A 16,378-nucleotide genomic window follows, 5' to 3' on the forward strand; every position below is an offset into this window, starting at 1 on the left:
AGCGAACGGATGAAGCTGTCGGGGATGCGTTGGAAGAAGGAAGGCGGTCAACAAACGATGACACTTCGTTGTCTGCTGCTCAGTGGAGTGTGGGATGCTGTCTATGAGAACTGGCTCCAGTCAAAACCGACCGTCGGCGACCTTATCAATTTGGAAACAGCGTGATGCAGGACTCGTCGAGCGCACCAAGCGGATCGCACCCTCGCCCAATTATTACCTCCGTCACCTTTTCTTTTCTACCTCCGTCACCTTTTCTTTTCTACCTCCGTCACCTTTTCTTTTCCAGTGATGACTGCAATCTGGAGATAGATGACTGTGAAGCGGAAGCGAAGGATTTACTTGAATTTGACCTGGACAACGCAGATCGAGACCAAGTTCGGTGTTGGCGGATGTGTACAATGCCATTTCCCGGTGGTGTACCGCCTCAACCTCCACGGGATCTGAATCCCGAGGAAGAGCGTTATTTGGATGACCCACCTAGACTTTGGTGATCTGACCGAGTCTTCCGAAACGCCATCGCAAAGCGAAACCAGCAATTTTAAGGAGCGTTCAAGATGTTACGTCTGTGGTCAATGCCAATTGTATGCATTCTAGTTTTGATATCGTCGCACTGTTTTGCCGACGAGACGGAAAACATTCGAATTACGCACGAAGCGACAAAAAACGCTCTCAGATACTATCAGTCGCCGAGCGATCTTGCTGTGATTGGCACAGTCTTTTCGGAAAACCAACAAGGCGAACGTGTAGAGAAAGGGGTATTTGAGATAACTCGTAAAGGCACAGCTGAACTGTTGTTCAGATACCGCAATGGGTTCGAGATAAAAATTGCGAACAGGGGTAGAGTCTGCGAGTACACGAACTTTAGAGATGTCATTCGAACGGACCGGAGTCTTGAGAGAACGCTGAACGCCGTTGCTGGGATAACTCGCCTAACCAGCACTCTTATTTTAGAGGAACTTTTTGTCGACAATGCTGATGTTTTTGACAGAAACGCTGACACGATCGTTCTGGAATCAGTTAATTACGTCAATGGCGTTCTTTGCACGAGATTAGGCATGAAGAGAGGATCAGGCCACGTAAGTTATTGTATCGACAATGGCTCCGGTGCGGTGCTTGATATTGTATACAAGTCGTTGCTTCAAGGCCGAGAAAGAACAACACGCTATTGCATGCGATATTCCAAACGCGAAGAAGATTAAACACTGATGAAGGGTAAGCGCCCAACGGCACCATGTGCAGTTGGGGCGGGCGGATCGCTTATTTGGGCTCGGATTGGCTGAGGCGGCGATCGAGACGGGCTCGGTCGCGTCGGGCGTTTCGCTGGCGACGTTCCTCGGTTCGGTAGTGGCGAACCGATTCGGGGTTGGAAGCGGCCAAATGGGTCAGGCCCGAATGCCGCGTGTTTTAGCCGTAAGTCCTTCATGCTGCTGACCTTCTGGGGGCGTGTCGTGACCGTTTCATCGTGGGATATGGTTTGGGCCTGCGCTTAATTTCACGAGGATGTGGAAGAAAAAGGTGACGGGGGTAGTTTTAGCTGATTCAGTCGTTCAAAATGAGCCATTCTACGCAATCATCCTTGAGGCGAGCCATGCCCCGGCAAAAGCGATCTGACGAAACGGGGATCATTTACCATGCCCTGAATCGTGGAAATAATCGGAATGAAATTTTCAAGAAGCCTGAGGACTACGATGCGTTCATTCGCATCGTCGATGAAGGATTGCAGAAGTACCCCGTCGAATTGTTCTCATTCAGTCTGATGCCCAATCATTGGCACCTTGTTCTGCGACCAAGGAAAGACGGGCAAATGGGACGATTGCTGCGTTGGGTCTCAGCGACTCACACTTTGCGTTATCATGGACATTACCTCCGTCACGGATACGGTCACCTTTACCAGTCGAGGTTCAAGAGTTTCCCAGTCCAGAGCGATGAGCATTTTTACGTGGTCTGCCGGTACGTCGAGCGAAACCCTCTACGTGCGTGTCTGGTCGATAAGGCAGAGGACTGGCGACATGGATCACTCCACCGTTGGTGCACACGTCCTGAGCCAACTCCTAAGATCCTCTCGCCGTGGCCGATTCCGCGTTTACGAGACTGGCTCAAGCGTGTTAATGCAGCGCTCACGAAAACGGAACTCGAAGCAATGCGCACGTCGGTCAATCGCGGTCGGCCCTTTGGTGACGAGACCTGGACTGACGAAATTGCGGAAAGGCACGGGCTGTGGTACACGATGCGGTCGGTCGGACGTCCTCGGAAGAAGCTCACGCAACCGAAATGAGCAACATCGCCCAATTATTACCTCCGTCACCTTTTCTTTTTCATTTTGTAACGAATCACGGTCCCGATGGGTCGTCGGGGTTTTGGACAGGACGGGCCCCGGATGTGCCCGATATCGGTTCTCGCGCATGTCAATGTTTACGTTTGACCATGACAGTGCTTAGATTTCTTCAACGTTTTAGCTAAATCTCTAATCGCGTTCGCTACCGACGTCCATCGAACGTGAAAATCGGATCTGTGTTGTCCACTCTCCAAACTCCTGCAATGTCGTCGCGTCCCAGATGATCCAGTAATAGCGATCCTTGTCCACACAATGAGTCAAAACATCGCGAACAGAGCGATGTTTCACGTTGATTTTGACGTCAGTTATTGTGTCGTTGTACATTTGCGTATTATCTCCAGACAACGGCCACGCAATCTGCGTAATATCACGGCGATGAAGTTCTCTGGCAATAAACCCTACCGGCCCCGAATAATTTAAGTCTACTAGGCGATCAAAAATCTTGCTCTGCTTTTCGGCGGCTTCTTCGATGACATGGATCACCGGATGTTTCTTGTCTTTTTCGTCTAGGATCACCCGGATGCCCGGCAGCTTCGCCTCGATCTCTCGGATCAGCTCATGAATAGTGGAAACCGAGGGATCGAAAGACCTCTTTGGACTGCTCAACGCGTCTGAGCCGTACAAGCGATGTATCGTAAAATGGACTTTGAGTTTTGGACCCATCATTTCAAAGTAAGCGTCTGACGTGTCCAAGGAACTCGGATCAATCTGCGTTGTATTTTGTGGCGACATGGAGTAGCCCCTTGCGTGAGTGATTAGTGAAATCATCGCGACGGCAATCGCAATGCTAAGGATATCGGGGAAATAGCGGTGCCCCAGATTTCGCTGAGACCGCACGCAAGCATCCAGTTCATGTTCATTCTTCATATCGCCCTTTCCCTTCGAAACCAAATTTGGGACAACCATATCGGCAGCGCGGATCAAACCACAATGGCTCCATCTGGACAAACGATCCATACACAGTCAAGCTGTCGATGACAGAGCCAGCGGTCGGTCTTGCCGATCTCATGGCCGCATATTCGCACAGGAATTCGCTGCGGAGCACACGCCGAAGACGCCATGGTTAGTGCTTGTTCAGCCGGCCAGTCTTCGGCAGATTGACTATCAGCATCTACGATGGACGGATCCGGTTCTTGGTACCACATCACAGGATCCTGATACTTTCCGTCGCTAGTGATCGCCTGATTGATCGGGTACCAATTGCCGCGATTCTTTTCTTCGACACAACATCCTTCGTACATCTCATCGAGCGAGTCTTCGAACTGATCACAAACTTCCATTGTCACCCAGGCGATCCACGCGGTTATTAATTTCACTTTTCCGGTAGGTAAGTTTATAAACGCGGGACTAGTCGTGCCGTCGAGTACAAGGTTTTCTGGCGTCCGGTGTGAGCCCGGCGGGCAGGCTGGCGTACCGGACGAACTGCTGCTGGAAGTGCCGTAGTGACAGGGACCGCATATCGATTTTGGCACAATCACGACTGCCTGTGCGGAACCACAGACATGACCATCGAGCTTCGCTTCAATAGTGGTGTCACCGTTCGGCTTGGTGTTAGGTGTTGCAGACGTACCTCTCACATCGATCACGATCTTACCGGTGCCTGAGTCTCGCGAGATCTCCGTGACACTGACTCGGCTAATTCCAGAGATATTGATTTCAAAATCATCGGTCCGCCCTTTTGGGGTAACCGTGATCGTTACCCGTCGCTTGATATCCTTGACACACGAATTGCTTGAGCTGCTGGACGAGTTACTTGACGAACTGCTGCCTGCGACGGGGCCTGCCGGAATCGTAAAACCTGTCTTAACTTTCGAAGGATCAAATACAGCGGAACACGCAGAGCTGCTGCTGGAGGACGAGTACCCAGACGAGCTACTTGAGGACGAGCAACTGGACGAACTTCCCATCCACGAGGAACTAGACGAGCTGCCACCACCATGAGAGGAACTGCTGCTGCTTGATGAAGATCCTGGCGATGAACTGCTGGATGACATTCGCAAACTTTCCGCGATTGAAGTAAAGGGGCGTAATCGGTCGCAAACCCATTGTTACAGGGTCACTTCCAGAAAACAACCTCAGCGGAGCAGCAGCAGTTCCCGGCGGAACCCATCCGTTGGGTGGATAGGCCGCAGGCGAACCGCAATGGTTGAGTTTTGGAGGGTGTGATCGGTGATGTTGCTCCGATTGTGGGCGTCGAGCAGCGCTGTTTCGACTAATTGGAGCCAACAGGACGAGAAAACGATGGTCTTCGCGGCCCTCGGCGCGTACCCCGAGCATCGAATCCCGGTGGGATTGCTTTTCTGACGCCCAACGCTCGACTTCCCCATCACATGACTTTAGGGCGGCAAGAATCGATACCGACAGCGATCACTTAGGGAAGAAAAAGGTGACGGGGGTAGTTTTGGCTGATTCAGCCGTTCAAAATGAGCCTTTCTACGCAATCATCCTTGAGGCGAGCCATGCCCCGGCAAAAGCGATCTGACGAAGCGGGGATCATTTACCATGCCCTGAATCGTGGAAATGATCGGAATGAAATTTTCAAGAAGCCTGAGGACTACGATGCGTTCATTCGCATCGTCGATGAAGGATTGCAGAAGTACCCCGTCGAATTGTTCTCATTCAGTCTGATGCCCAATCATTGGCACCTTGTTCTGCGACCAAGGAAAGACGGGCAAATGGGACGATTGCTGCGTTGGGTCTCAGCGACTCACACTTTGCGTTATCATGGACATTACCTCCGTCACGGATACGGTCACCTTTACCAGTCGAGGTTCAAGAGTTTCCCAGTCCAGAGCGATGAGCATTTTTACGTGGTCTGCCGGTACGTCGAGCGAAACCCTCTACGTGCGTGTCTGGTCGATAAGGCAGAGGACTGGCGACATGGATCACTCCACCGTTGGTGCACACGTCCTGAGCCAACTCCTAAGATCCTCTCGCCGTGGCCGATTCCGCGTTTACGAGACTGGCTCAAGCGTGTTAATGCAGCGCTCACGAAAACGGAACTCGAAGCAATGCGCACGTCGGTCAATCGCGGTCGGCCCTTTGGTGACGAGACCTGGACTGACGAAATTGGGGAAAGGCACGGGTTGTGGTACACGATGCGCTCGGTCGGACGTCCTCGGAAGAAGCTCACGCAACCGAAATGAGCAACATCGCCCAATTATTACCTCCGTCACCTTTTCTTTTCCAATTATTACCTCCGTCACCTTTTCTTTTCTCACCTTTTCTTTTCGTCACCTTTTCTTTTCTTACCTCCGTCACCTTTTCTTTTCTCACCTTTTCTTTTCGTCACCTTTTCTTTTCTTACCTCCGTCACCTTTTCTTTTCCTGAAGGTCCAAATTCGCGACCTGATGCACCGATCGATGCCGGGGTATGCCGATCTATTTGAAGACGACAAACTGTTTACCAAGTCAATCGCGATTGCGGTCGCAAAACACTTCCCGTCGTCGGCATCGATCAAACGGGCCAGTAGCAAATCGATCGCCAAGTACCTGAAGTCACAAAAGATTCGCTACCAAAGCGATGAGGTCGACCGCAGCAGCAGTGTCGCCAAAATTTGCAACCGGCGGTTGCGCGCTGCCTGCATGATGGTTGCCACCAATCTAATAAAGTGCCACCCATATGATCGCGGACAAGCCGCTCTGATGAAGATCAAGAAAGTTGCTACCGTCGGGGAAGAAAAAGGTGACGGGGGTAGTTTTAGCTGATTCAGTCGTTCAAAATGAGCCTTTCTACGCAATCATCCTTGAGGCGAGCCATGCCCCGGCAAAAGCGATCTGACGAAGCGGGGAAGAAAAAGGTGACGGGGGTAGTTTTGAAGAAAAAGGTGACGGGGGTAGTGAAGAAAAAGGTGACGGGGGTAGTTTTAGCTGATTCAGTCGTTCAAAATGAGCCTTTCTACGCAATCATCCTTGATGCGAGCCATGCCCCGGCAAAAGCGATCTGACGAAGCGGGGATCATTTACCATGCCCTGAATCGTGGAAATGATCGGAATGAAATTTTCAAGAAGCCTGAGGACTACGATGCGTTCATTCGCATCGTCGATGAAGGATTGCAGAAGTACCCCGTCGAATTGTTCTCATTCAGTCTGATGCCCAATCATTGGCACCTTGTTCTGCGACCAAGGAAAGACGGACAAATGGGACGATTGCTGCGTTGGGTCTCAGCGACTCACACTTTGCGTTATCATGGACATTACCACCGTCACGGATACGGTCACCTTTACCAGTCGAGGTTCAAGAGCTTCCCAGTTCAGAGCGATGAGCATTTTTACGTGGTCTGCCGGTACGTCGAGCGAAACCCTTTACGTGCGTGTCTGGTCGATAAAGCAGAGGACTGGCGACATGGATCACTCCACCGTTGGTGCACACGTCCTGAGCCAACTCCTAAGATCCTCTCGCCGTGGGCGATTCCGCGTTTACGAGACTGGCTCAAGCGTGTTAATGCAGCGCTCACGAAAACGGAACTCGAAGCAATGCGCACGTCGGTCAATCGCGGTCGGCCCTTTGGTGACGAGACCTGGACTGACGAAATTGCGGAAAGGCACGGGTTGTGGTACACGATGCGGTCGGTCGGACGTCCTCGGAAGAAGCTCACGCAACCGAAATGAGCAACATCACCCAATTATTACCTCCGTCACCTTTTCTTTTTCCGTCACCTTTTCTTTTTCGTCACCTTTTCTTTTTACATTCGAACCGCCTGCGAAGTCGTCAGCGAAGCCGTAGACAGTCAAGAGGAGACGCTCTTGAACATCGATCCCGAGGACATACCGCGAGCCATCGACGATGCCGCTCGACAGATGATCAACAGCCAACGCGGAGGCTGCCAAAGCAGTAAGAATACTGCCGCTAATGGGTCGTTGTCAGGCGGAAACAAGCGTCGTATTGTGTTCAGTTTGCTGTCATTAAACTGAGTTGTTACGCGCCCGATTGGCGGTGAACACGCTCGCTCAACTGAAAGAAGTACCATGGCAAAAGGACGGGAGAGCGGCATGCCGGATCCTGCATACTGGGAGACTTTCTTTGATCCCCACTGCATTCTTTCTCGATTAGGTTGCGATGGTTCACGGCGAAACGTAGTTGAATTCGGATGCGGCTACGGAACATTTACGATTTCAGCAGCGAAGATAGCGAGAGGAACAGTTTTCGCGTTTGATATCGAACCTGAAATGGTGGAACTCACACAGGCCCGTGCTGACGCTCAAGGTCTTTCGAATGTCGCCGTAAGTGTTCGTGACTGCTGCGAGAACGGAACGGAGCTGGATGATCAGTCGATAGATTTCGTGATGCTATTCAACATCTTGCATATTGAGCAATCGCTCGAGCTCCTGCGTGAAGCTTCCCGAATCCTTTCGTCCAGTGGCGTGATTGGTGTCATTCATTGGCGATCGGACATTTCGACGCCGAGAGGACCGTCTGTAGAGATTCGTCCTTCACTGGAGACGGTTCGAGATTTGGGCGACTCGGTCGGATTGGACAGCAGCGATCTGATTGAACTGGACTGCTGTTCGTGGCACTGGGGGCTCACGTTGAGACGCCAATCGTTTCGTAAAGCTCGTTCGCCATGACCTGGAGCTGATCGAGTTAATCGCCAAACCGATGATCAATGGCGAGAAATGATGAATCCGTACCAGCCGGCATGCGAGGTCGATGAGCCAGACGATCCGCGACCGCCAGACAAACGTCCACCGCTGAGCGTCATTGCCGCGATCGTCTTCTCGATCATTTCGTTTTACCTCCTGATGATAGGATCCATGGTTGAGAGCTTCGGGGTGTTTGTCATATCAATGGCGTGCCAGTCGGTCGGAAAGTAAGGCAGAAAGGGACAGGCATTTTCTTCTTGACTGCTCCGCGTTGAAGCGTCGGATGGAATTGGTCGCGAGGGTTTTGCGGCCCGGTTGTTGCTCGATCTGGCGTGGATGCCATGCCTCGTCAAGCCCATGGTGAAGTTCTCGACGCCTCTGAAGTTCAGGTGGGCATTGCATCCAGAGATGCGTCCGTCGTGCGTTTCTCTGTGGCGACGACCCGCTGACGGGAAACTCGTACGAGCATCGGCGAGTGTGGATTCGTGAGCGACTGGAGTCCTTGAATTCGGTATTCGCGATCGATTGCTTGACTTTTTCGGTCATGCATAACCACATTCACCTGGTTCTACGCAGTCGTCCCGATGTTGTCGCAGCGTGGTCTGACGAGGAAATCGCTCGACGTTGGCTGCGGTTGTTCCCACGCCGACGCAACGAGGATGGCTCTCCCGCCGAACCCAGCAAGCCAGAACTCGACATGATTCTCAAACAGCCCGAGGTCCTCGCTGAGCGACGCAAACGGTTGTCGGACGCTCGATGAATCCAGTTTACTGGTTGGCGCGGCGTACGTGGACCTCAATCCAATTCGCGCTGCCTTGGCGGAAACTCCGGAGACCAGCGACTGCACCTGAGCAAAAGACCGAATGGATGATCTGAGCGAATGGGAGGATCGCAGTCGCCCCAGCACTCACGAGTGGGAGCGGAGCGGTCGACGGCGGCGCAGCGGTTGGATGAGTCCCATCGAGATTGATGAGCAGTCCGATGAGGTCGGTAGCATTCCAGAGCATTTGCAACCGATCCTGCAGCGGATTGGCTTGGACACACAAGGTTGGTGCGACGTGGTGCGAAAGTTTGGACGCATTTTCAAGCGAGTGGCGGGTACGCCCGAGAGGCGTTGCTGGCGAAGCGTGCCGTCGAGGTCAGGGTTGGCTTTGCGCCCGAGAGAACCCGGTGGGCCTCTCGTCAGTCTAGCGAAGGGCAGGCCGGTAGTTTTCTAGACAGAGTTTTGGGGTGTCTGCTGCGCGGTCAACCGCTGCGCAGCGATCCTTGCTCAATTCACGGTGGCCAATGGGCCGATTTTGCCGTAGGTGGTCGCGATTTTTCAATCAGGGTGCCCTGCCCTCCGCATTGATGCAAGCTCGAATCTGCGTGCCCATTTTTCTGTGCCTGAGATGTTTCCCGAAATCCCCTCAGTCGATATCCCGGTCAAAATACGAAAAAGGACACTAAGAGTATGACCGCGTTGAGCGCAATGTAGGTGAGCGGGAAGAGCCAGCGACAACGCCGGTCAATGCGATCACCCCGCTTATGTCCACTTCGATCGACCGTGCCCACGTACAGGCTAATGAAGACGGGGGCACACATGATTAATAAACTGAGATTCAAGAACGCATTCATCATCGTGACGATGGATACGTTGGGCACAATTCCCACCAGCGTGATTTGGTAAGCCACTGCTGTGAGGATCCCGACGAATGACACGCTGACGCGGTCGCCCACGGAGGAGCGGTCCATCCAGAACACTGACCACGAGAGCAAGACGATCAAACTCAAGGGCACCACGACGAGTCGGAGCATGAACAGCGGTTCTCGTTTTACATCGATGGCCACGACAAACGCGGAAGCAGCGCCCATCCCGACGGTGTTGGACGCGTTGAGCGTTCGATTCGACGCTTGGATCTTCCTCAGGGACCACTGTGGAACTTTGGTAAACGATTCTTTCGTGGTAACGGCGATTGATTCGCTATCAAACTCGATGTTATGGGAATCGAATCCGAATAGCCTGAAGATGATCTCCAAACGCTGGCGATCGAACGGGAACCGCCGCATGTTCAGATCTACCTTCGCAGCCGCCTCGATTGCCTGGCTCAAGGTGCAGGTTCCATCTGGCTTCACGCGGAGCACGACCGCGAGGCTGTCGTACTGTCCAGCCGTGTTCGCAAGGGTGACCTGGGGATACCAGCCAACGAAAACCTCGTTGAACTGAAAATCGCCAGAATAGACCTTCTCGCTCACGCCCTCCTGCACCGGATCGAATGACTGCCGAGGGTCCTTCCACGTGAGCGTGAGGATACCGGACAACCCGACTTGCTCCGCCTCGTCGTTAATATCACTAATAGTGAGAAGTTCAAAAGTCGCATGCACCGACACGGAACCAACCGATTTTGGGGGATTGAGTGGATGCGGCTTCAGCACCGGTGCGGTAACAGGCTCGGCCGCGGTCGCTAACGAACAACATATTGCCAACAACGCGAATTGAGCCGCGCTGGCAAACCGCTTGCATGCCGTGCTCCAATGGAAGCTGGATTTGGGGTTCGCGTCGATTTTGTCTGCCACCAACTTCTTCTCGCTTGTTCTTCGTGACTCAGGATGGTGAAGCGGAACGCCGGCGCGTTCAGATATTCCAAGTGCGAAGCAGTACATTCACGCGAGATTCTGTCAAGTCGTGATAGGGAGAAAGAGGAGAAAGAGGGCCACCCACTTTTTAGCCCGGGCTGTGGCTTGTTTTTCAGCCGATTTAACTACGATCCGCTCCTCACAGAATGCCGCCACCGAGCATCGGGCTGATTCAGGATCATGTTCAGTTCCGGTCTCGTCGGCACGGCAGGGCCGCCGTCAGAGTTGCGACGCGCGGGGAACAGTCGCAGCCAACGCTGGGCGACCTCCTCGTCCGACCACGCCGCGACGACGTCCGGGCGACTTCTTAAGACGAGATGCAGGTGATTGCTCATGATCGAAAACGTCAGACAATCGATCGCGAACACGGAGGCGAGGAACTCCATTCGGTCGCGGATCCAGCCCCTGCGGTGCTCGAAACAATCTCCCGTAGCGGGATCGATCATTTCCCCACGAGCTTGCCTGGGCATCTTCATCACCTCCGTCAGCGTCACGGTTTTGAGCAGCGAAACCATCGGTAATGGCATGCAAGCCGCGATCGAAGTCAACTATTCATTGCCTGTCCCTATTCTCTCCTCTAAACTGACGAACAAAAACCTCGACTTCTGGGACCAAATTCGAATGTGGCACTGCTTTACTAGTTGCATCGTGTTGATGTCGATTGCACAAATTGCGTTAGGACAAAATCCATCTGCGGCGACACCGAATGTGGATGCGTATTACAAGTTGGGCCCCGACTCGCTCGAGCAGGAAGGAGTACCCCAGGGTGAAATGAGCGGGCCGCACGTGATCGCCTCGGAAGCTTACCCGGGGACGCAGCACACGTACTGGGTGTATGTCCCGGCCCAGTATGATCCCGCGGTGGCTACCAGCCTGACGATCTTCAACGATGGGCAAGCCTTCATGCAAGCAGATGGTTCGATTCGGGCGCAGCATGTCCTGGACAACCTCATATTCCGCCGCGAGATCCCTGTCATGTTGGGCGTGTTCATCAACCCCGGGCGAACCCCCGAGCAACCCGAGCCCTCGCCGAGCAATTGGGGTGACAAGAATACCAATCGCCCGACGGAGTACAATTCGCTCGATGATCGTTACGCTCGCGTGATCGTCGACGAACTGCTACCAGCCCTCGCAGCCGACTACAACGTTTCGGACGATCCCAAGCGGCGCGGCATTGGAGGGGCCAGTTCGGGGGCGATCGCGGCGTTTACGGTAGCGTGGCATCGACCGGATCAGTTCCACAAGGTACTCAGTCTGATCGGTAGCTTTACCAATATCCGTGGCGGACACGCCTATGCCGATATCGTTCGCGAGCATGACCCCAAAGACATCCGCGTCTTCTTTCAAGATGGCCGAAACGACAACCGTGGACAGCGACGTGGTGAGTACGACGAGACGTGGGACTGGTACAAACAGAACGTCCGCCTGGTCGAAGCGATGACCGAGAAAGATTACGACATCAACTATACCTGGGGCATCGGCAAGCACAGCCCACGACACGGCGGCGCGATCCTACCCGACATGATGCGATGGCTGTGGCGCGATCATGGGACCAACACCGATCCAGACGACTCAGTCGAACGCAGTTTTCAGACCGCACCACAGTAGTTGAGCTGAGGGCCGCCCCGTTGGGGCTACCGAAATATTTCGCTATCCAAACCCAGGGCGGTGCCCTGGGCTTTCATACAGCCGCCCCGTTGGGGCTCTAGAGCGCCGGATGAAAAACTGCTATCCAAACCCAGGGCTTTCATATAGTCGCCCCGCTGGGGGTCAGGAACGCCGGATGAAAAACTGCAATAGTTAGATGGCCGTCCCTCGGCGTAGGAACGAACGTCGATTTCCCGAACCGGCCAGGCAGTGGTATAATTTGCCAGTGCGGGAGTGTCTTCGCAACCGCTGCTGATTTCACACCGTCCCGCCTGCGGTCTTGTGACTACTGATCGTATTTACACACCCATTCCACACGGACAGACGCCTGAACGATCCCTCGCCAGCCGACGAAACTGCTGAACCCTCGGAACCTTCTCAAGCCGCGGCTACCTTCGAGTTCAAGGGGCACGCACACGCTGCAGCCAAGGTGAAGACATTCCCCAATGAGCCGGGCGTCTATTTGATGAAGGATGCGGCAGGCGTTGTTATCTACGTCGGCAAGGCCAAGAATCTTCGCAGCCGCGCCGGGAGCTATTTCCTCAAAGCGGCGGAGGTTGACGCGCGTACCGCAGACTGGATCACCGATATCGCGGACATCGATTACGTGCAGTGCGAAAGTGAGGTTGATGCGTTGCTGATGGAGTCGCGGTTGATCAAAGATATCCAGCCGCGTAACAACAAAGACCTCAAGGACGACAAGTCGTTCCCGTACCTGATGATCACGACGCGGGAGGAGTTCCCACGCGTCGAGGTCACCCGGGAGCCGAAGACATCGGGCGTGAAACTGTACGGTCCGTTCACAAGCGCCGGTGCATTGCGGGGCGCGATCCAGGTGATGCAGCGGATTTTCAAGTTCCGCACCTGCACGCTCGACATCAGCGAATCGGACGAGAAATGGAAATGGTTCCGCCCCTGCCTGCTGGCGAGCATCAACCAGTGCACCGCGCCGTGTAACTTTCGGATCAGCAAAGAGGACTATCGCCGCGACATCAAACGACTGCAGACCTTCCTCGACGGGGGCAAGACGAAACTGATCAAGGACATGAAGTCCGAGATGGCGACGGCGAGTGCCGAGTTGGAGTTTGAACGTGCGGCTGTCTTGCGAGATGAGATCCAGATGCTCGAGCGGCTCTCTGAACGGGGCGAACTCGACACCCACGCTCAGCCTGAGGTCTTCTACATCGATCCGAAAAAGGGACTCGCGGGATTGAGAAAGGTCCTGCAGTTGAGCGAAACACCCCGCGTGATCGAGGGCGTCGACATCGCCCATCTCGGCGGCAATGAAACGGTCGCGTCTCTGGTTCAGTTCATTGATGGGTTGCCGTTCAAACCGGGATACCGTCGCTACAAGATCCAAGAGGTTAAAGGGGTCGATGACTTCCGCAGCATCTATGAGGTCGTGTCCCGCAGATTTCGTCGATTGAGCGATTCAGGGGACACGTTTCCCGATATTTTGCTGATCGACGGCGGAAAAGGCCAACTCAGCGCAGCGATGGCGGCCTTTCGTGACCAGGAAATCACGCCGCCGACCGTCATTTCGCTGGCCAAACGCGATGAAGAAATATTTCGCCCCGGAAATCCTGAGCCGCTGCGATTGAGCAAAAGTGCCTTCGCACTGCGGCTTTTACAGTACGTCCGCGACGAATCGCACCGCTTTGCCCAGCATTACCACCATATTTTACGGAACCGATCCACCTTCGATCGTTGAACCTTTGACCGCGACAACCTGTCCTCGAATCAGTTAGAATGAAACGAAACAGGTCGCTGCCGTGGCGAAAGCGGCGGTCGATTGTCTGTTTCAACAGTCCTTCTCCATTGGAGTCCCCACCTCACTCGTGTCTCAACCACACAATTCTTCGGACTTGATCTCGCTCGTCGATAACGGTCCCGAACGCAGCATCTTGGCGCGTCTCATTCTCCCTGGCGTCGTCGTCGATGACGATCCGCTGGAGGAACTCCACGGTCTAGCGACCACCGCCGGCACCGAAGTCGTTGACGAACTGACGCAGCGGCGCGGCACTCCCGATCACTCCACCTATCTCGGCAAGGGCAAGGTCGAGGAACTCCGCTTGATGGTCGAGCGTCACGAGGCGGAGGTCATCTTTTTCGACAACGATCTGTCACCGGCGCAGGTTCGCAATCTTGAGAAAGCAACCAATGCCAAGGTGATCGATCGGACGGAGTTGATTCTCGACATCTTTGCCGCGGGCGCTCGGACGCATGAATCGCGGCTCGCGGTGGAGTTGGCCCAGCTCGACTATTCACTGCCGCGTCTGAAGCGGATGTGGACGCACTTGTCGCGTCAATCGATGGGCGTTGGCATGCGGGGCCCGGGGGAAAAGCAACTCGAAGTTGACCGGCGGTTGGCCCAGAAACGTATCCATGACTTGAAGGTTGAGTTGGAGAAGGTCGAGTCGCGACGCGAGCGACAGGTCTCTAGCCGCAATGAAATTCCCACCATCTCGCTGGTCGGATACACCAACGCGGGCAAGAGCACCTTGATGAACGCGCTCACCGATGCTGGGGTGCTCGCGCAAGACAAACTGTTTGCGACGCTCGAGACGCGGACGCGCCGGTGGCAGCTTCCCAATTGGGGACACGTCTTGCTCAGCGATACCGTCGGGTTCATTCGCGATCTGCCCCACTCGCTGGTCGCTAGCTTCAAGTCGACGCTCGAGGAAACCCGGCAAGCCGACTTGTTGCTGCATGTTGCCGACGCCAGTAGCCCGAATGTGTTCGAACAAATTACGGCGGTCTATCAGGTGCTCGAAGAACTCGGCATCGAAGAGAAGGACACGCTGCTCGTACTCAACAAGATCGATTCGATTGATGGGCCACGTGTGCTCAATCGGGTGCTCGATCGGTATCCCCACGCGATCCCCGTCAGTGCGAAGACGCAAAAGGGGCTCACGCCACTCTGCGAAGCCGTCGGTGCAGCGTTGGCCAAAGAATTCCTCGATGTGGAAATTGATGTCGCCCACCATGATGGCAAACTGCTCGCCTATCTGTCTGCCAAGGGCAAGGTCGAGTCACGTGACTTCCACGATTCACACGTCACCGTCCGCGTTCGAATGCCCGCAGGGGCGATGGGCGAAGTCCATCGCTCAGCGATTCGGGTCGTGCCCACTCAGTTGACGATCCAAAGCGACGTGGCAGTCTCCGAGCAGGCTCCCTCAGACTCAGCAGCCGATACGAATGCATCCGGTGACGGTTCCGATGATGGGGCCGAGACGCCTTCGAGCGAGGTCGCTTAACATCGATGGCGAAATCACGGCCCTCGCTCTCGTCGCTCGCCTTTTGGAGAAAGCCGCGGTGGCGCCCCGCAGGCAGTCTCGCCATCGTGACGGGTGCCAGTAGCGGGATTGGCCGCGAACTGACGCTGCGGTTGGCCGACCAAGGCTGCCGCGTTATCGGGGTCGCTCGCCGACGCGAGCGGCTCGACGAAGTCGTCTCTTCGAGACCGTCAGGCACGATCATTCCCGTGGTCGGCGATGTTACCGATTCCAGCGTCTGCGATGCCGCGATGAGCGAGGTGCATCAACTCGCCGGCGGACGGCTCGACCTGCTCATCAACAATGCGGGGATCGGCGCCATCGGCCCTTTTTTCGACGCCGATCCACAGCGGCTGCGTGAGGTCATGGAAGTCAACTTTTTTGCCGTCACGCAGTGGTCACGCGCTGCGATTCCCTGTTTGAGAAACGCCGCAGCCGCCCAAGCCGATCGTCCTTGCACGCCCGTGATCTGTAACATCGGCAGCGTCCTCGGCCACCGTGCCGTGCCCGATAAGAGCGAGTACTGCGCCAGCAAGTTCGCGTTGCACGGGTGGACCGATTCCATTCGTGCTGAACTCGCTGCAGCAGGAATCGCAGTCGTCTTGGTCAGCCCCAGCACGACCCGAAGCGAGTTCTTCGATTCACTTGTCGGCACGTCGCCGGGCCAGACATCAAAAAGCGTGGGTAGCTGGCCGCCCGACCGAGTCGCTCAGGCAACGCTAACAGCGATCGCTGCATGTCGCAGTGAAGTCCTCTTGAGCTGGGGCGGCAAAGCCCTCGTCTATGCCGACCGGCTCTCACCACCGCTGATCGACAGAGTACTCGCCAAGAAGTGAGTAGGTCAGGCGAGCGGCAGCATAAAATTCCCGTAGTGGACGAGGCGACGAGCTGTTCGTTACCCACAAAATCGGATCCCCTGTCG

General features: G+C 54.8%; 17 protein-coding genes. 12 read left to right on the forward strand and 5 right to left on the reverse strand.

Annotated features, from left to right (window positions below; all coding sequences use genetic code 11):
* Nucleotides 1–1,588 precede the first annotated feature (1,588 nt).
* Entirely contained in the window at nucleotides 1,589–2,275 is a 687-nt protein-coding gene (locus CA85_RS22035) for a transposase (protein WP_146393525.1), read from the forward strand.
* A 189-nt stretch (nucleotides 2,276–2,464) separates the two neighbouring features.
* Here CA85_RS22035 and CA85_RS22040 read toward each other — a convergent pair whose 3' ends face one another.
* Entirely contained in the window at nucleotides 2,465–3,202 is a 738-nt protein-coding gene (locus CA85_RS22040; protein WP_146393526.1) for a hypothetical protein, read from the reverse strand.
* A gap of 53 nt (nucleotides 3,203–3,255) precedes the next feature.
* Nucleotides 3,256–3,621 (reverse strand): hypothetical protein, encoded by a 366-nt coding sequence (locus tag CA85_RS25190; protein ID WP_186775134.1) that lies wholly within the window; start codon nucleotides 3,619–3,621, stop codon nucleotides 3,256–3,258.
* A 334-nt stretch (nucleotides 3,622–3,955) separates the two neighbouring features.
* Here CA85_RS25190 and CA85_RS25195 point away from each other — a divergent pair, with 334 nt between their 5' ends.
* From CA85_RS25195 to CA85_RS22065, 5 genes are all read left to right on the forward strand, one after another.
* Nucleotides 3,956–4,276 (forward strand): hypothetical protein, encoded by a 321-nt coding sequence (locus CA85_RS25195; protein WP_186775135.1) that lies wholly within the window; start codon nucleotides 3,956–3,958, stop codon nucleotides 4,274–4,276.
* A gap of 518 nt (nucleotides 4,277–4,794) precedes the next feature.
* Nucleotides 4,795–5,481, forward strand: coding sequence for a transposase (locus CA85_RS22050; protein ID WP_146393527.1), 687 nt, complete (start codon nucleotides 4,795–4,797; stop codon nucleotides 5,479–5,481).
* A gap of 205 nt (nucleotides 5,482–5,686) precedes the next feature.
* A complete protein-coding gene (locus CA85_RS22055; RefSeq protein ID WP_146393528.1) occupies nucleotides 5,687–6,043 on the forward strand; it encodes a hypothetical protein in 357 nt (118 codons plus the stop codon).
* A 50-nt stretch (nucleotides 6,044–6,093) separates the two neighbouring features.
* On the forward strand, nucleotides 6,094–6,282 hold the full coding sequence (locus CA85_RS22060) for a hypothetical protein (protein ID WP_146393529.1): 189 nt from the start codon (nucleotides 6,094–6,096) through the stop codon (nucleotides 6,280–6,282).
* A complete protein-coding gene (locus tag CA85_RS22065; protein ID WP_146393530.1) occupies nucleotides 6,260–6,946 on the forward strand; it encodes a transposase in 687 nt (228 codons plus the stop codon). The genes CA85_RS22060 and CA85_RS22065 overlap by 23 nt, the downstream gene beginning before the upstream one ends.
* A 6-nt stretch (nucleotides 6,947–6,952) precedes the next feature.
* Here CA85_RS22065 and CA85_RS22070 read toward each other — a convergent pair whose 3' ends face one another.
* The gene (locus CA85_RS22070; protein ID WP_146393531.1) at nucleotides 6,953–7,150 is read right to left on the reverse strand and encodes a hypothetical protein; all 198 of its coding nucleotides are present in this window, start codon (nucleotides 7,148–7,150) and stop codon (nucleotides 6,953–6,955) included.
* A gap of 177 nt (nucleotides 7,151–7,327) precedes the next feature.
* On the opposite strand from CA85_RS22070, the gene CA85_RS26235 reads away from it, so the two are divergent.
* Together CA85_RS26235 and CA85_RS22080 are read left to right on the forward strand one after the other, a co-directional pair.
* Nucleotides 7,328–7,903 (forward strand): class I SAM-dependent methyltransferase, encoded by a 576-nt coding sequence (locus CA85_RS26235; protein ID WP_391564938.1) that lies wholly within the window; start codon nucleotides 7,328–7,330, stop codon nucleotides 7,901–7,903.
* Nucleotides 7,904–8,462: 559 nt separating this feature from the next.
* A complete protein-coding gene (locus tag CA85_RS22080; protein ID WP_222435502.1) occupies nucleotides 8,463–8,678 on the forward strand; it encodes a hypothetical protein in 216 nt (71 codons plus the stop codon).
* A 665-nt stretch (nucleotides 8,679–9,343) separates the two neighbouring features.
* Here the strand turns inward: CA85_RS22080 and CA85_RS22090 are convergent.
* Both CA85_RS22090 and CA85_RS22095 read right to left on the reverse strand, forming a co-directional pair.
* Entirely contained in the window at nucleotides 9,344–10,561 is a 1,218-nt protein-coding gene (locus tag CA85_RS22090; protein ID WP_146393534.1) for a ligand-gated ion channel, read from the reverse strand.
* A 98-nt stretch (nucleotides 10,562–10,659) separates the two neighbouring features.
* Nucleotides 10,660–11,061 (reverse strand): hypothetical protein, encoded by a 402-nt coding sequence (locus CA85_RS22095; RefSeq protein ID WP_246113067.1) that lies wholly within the window; start codon nucleotides 11,059–11,061, stop codon nucleotides 10,660–10,662.
* Between the two features lie 127 nt (nucleotides 11,062–11,188).
* Between CA85_RS22095 and CA85_RS22100 the strand changes: the two genes are divergently transcribed.
* From CA85_RS22100 to CA85_RS22115, 4 genes are all read left to right on the forward strand, one after another.
* Nucleotides 11,189–12,142: an alpha/beta hydrolase gene (locus CA85_RS22100; RefSeq protein WP_222435503.1), complete on the forward strand. Its 954-nt coding sequence runs from the start codon at nucleotides 11,189–11,191 to the stop codon at nucleotides 12,140–12,142.
* A 367-nt stretch (nucleotides 12,143–12,509) separates the two neighbouring features.
* Nucleotides 12,510–13,892 (forward strand): excinuclease ABC subunit UvrC, encoded by a 1,383-nt coding sequence (locus CA85_RS22105; RefSeq protein ID WP_391564939.1) that lies wholly within the window; start codon nucleotides 12,510–12,512, stop codon nucleotides 13,890–13,892.
* A gap of 127 nt (nucleotides 13,893–14,019) precedes the next feature.
* Nucleotides 14,020–15,438, forward strand: a complete 1,419-nt coding sequence (gene hflX, locus CA85_RS22110; RefSeq protein ID WP_146393557.1) for a GTPase HflX — start codon at nucleotides 14,020–14,022, stop codon at nucleotides 15,436–15,438.
* A 5-nt stretch (nucleotides 15,439–15,443) separates the two neighbouring features.
* Entirely contained in the window at nucleotides 15,444–16,292 is an 849-nt protein-coding gene (locus CA85_RS22115; RefSeq protein WP_146393536.1) for an SDR family NAD(P)-dependent oxidoreductase, read from the forward strand.
* Nucleotides 16,293–16,378 lie beyond the last annotated feature (86 nt).

This window comes from Allorhodopirellula solitaria, assembly GCF_007859855.1.
GTDB classification, from domain to species: Bacteria; Planctomycetota; Planctomycetia; order Pirellulales; family Pirellulaceae; genus Rhodopirellula; species Rhodopirellula solitaria.

Coding starts and splice junctions, on each gene's coding strand:
- CA85_RS22040 (WP_146393526.1), bottom strand. CDS start 3,202: ATGAAGAATGAACATGAACTGGATGCTTGCGTGCGGTCTCAGCGAAAT.
- CA85_RS22090 (WP_146393534.1), bottom strand. CDS start 10,561: ATGTACTGCTTCGCACTTGGAATATCTGAACGCGCCGGCGTTCCGCTT.
- CA85_RS22060 (WP_146393529.1), top strand. CDS start 6,094: ATGCCCCGGCAAAAGCGATCTGACGAAGCGGGGAAGAAAAAGGTGACG.
- CA85_RS22055 (WP_146393528.1), top strand. CDS start 5,687: ATGCACCGATCGATGCCGGGGTATGCCGATCTATTTGAAGACGACAAA.
- CA85_RS22115 (WP_146393536.1), top strand. CDS start 15,444: ATGGCGAAATCACGGCCCTCGCTCTCGTCGCTCGCCTTTTGGAGAAAG.
- CA85_RS22065 (WP_146393530.1), top strand. CDS start 6,260: ATGCCCCGGCAAAAGCGATCTGACGAAGCGGGGATCATTTACCATGCC.
- CA85_RS26235 (WP_391564938.1), top strand. CDS start 7,328: ATGCCGGATCCTGCATACTGGGAGACTTTCTTTGATCCCCACTGCATT.
- CA85_RS22035 (WP_146393525.1), top strand. CDS start 1,589: ATGCCCCGGCAAAAGCGATCTGACGAAACGGGGATCATTTACCATGCC.
- CA85_RS22080 (WP_222435502.1), top strand. CDS start 8,463: ATGCATAACCACATTCACCTGGTTCTACGCAGTCGTCCCGATGTTGTC.
- CA85_RS22100 (WP_222435503.1), top strand. CDS start 11,189: ATGTCGATTGCACAAATTGCGTTAGGACAAAATCCATCTGCGGCGACA.
- CA85_RS22050 (WP_146393527.1), top strand. CDS start 4,795: ATGCCCCGGCAAAAGCGATCTGACGAAGCGGGGATCATTTACCATGCC.
- CA85_RS22095 (WP_246113067.1), bottom strand. CDS start 11,061: ATGCCATTACCGATGGTTTCGCTGCTCAAAACCGTGACGCTGACGGAG.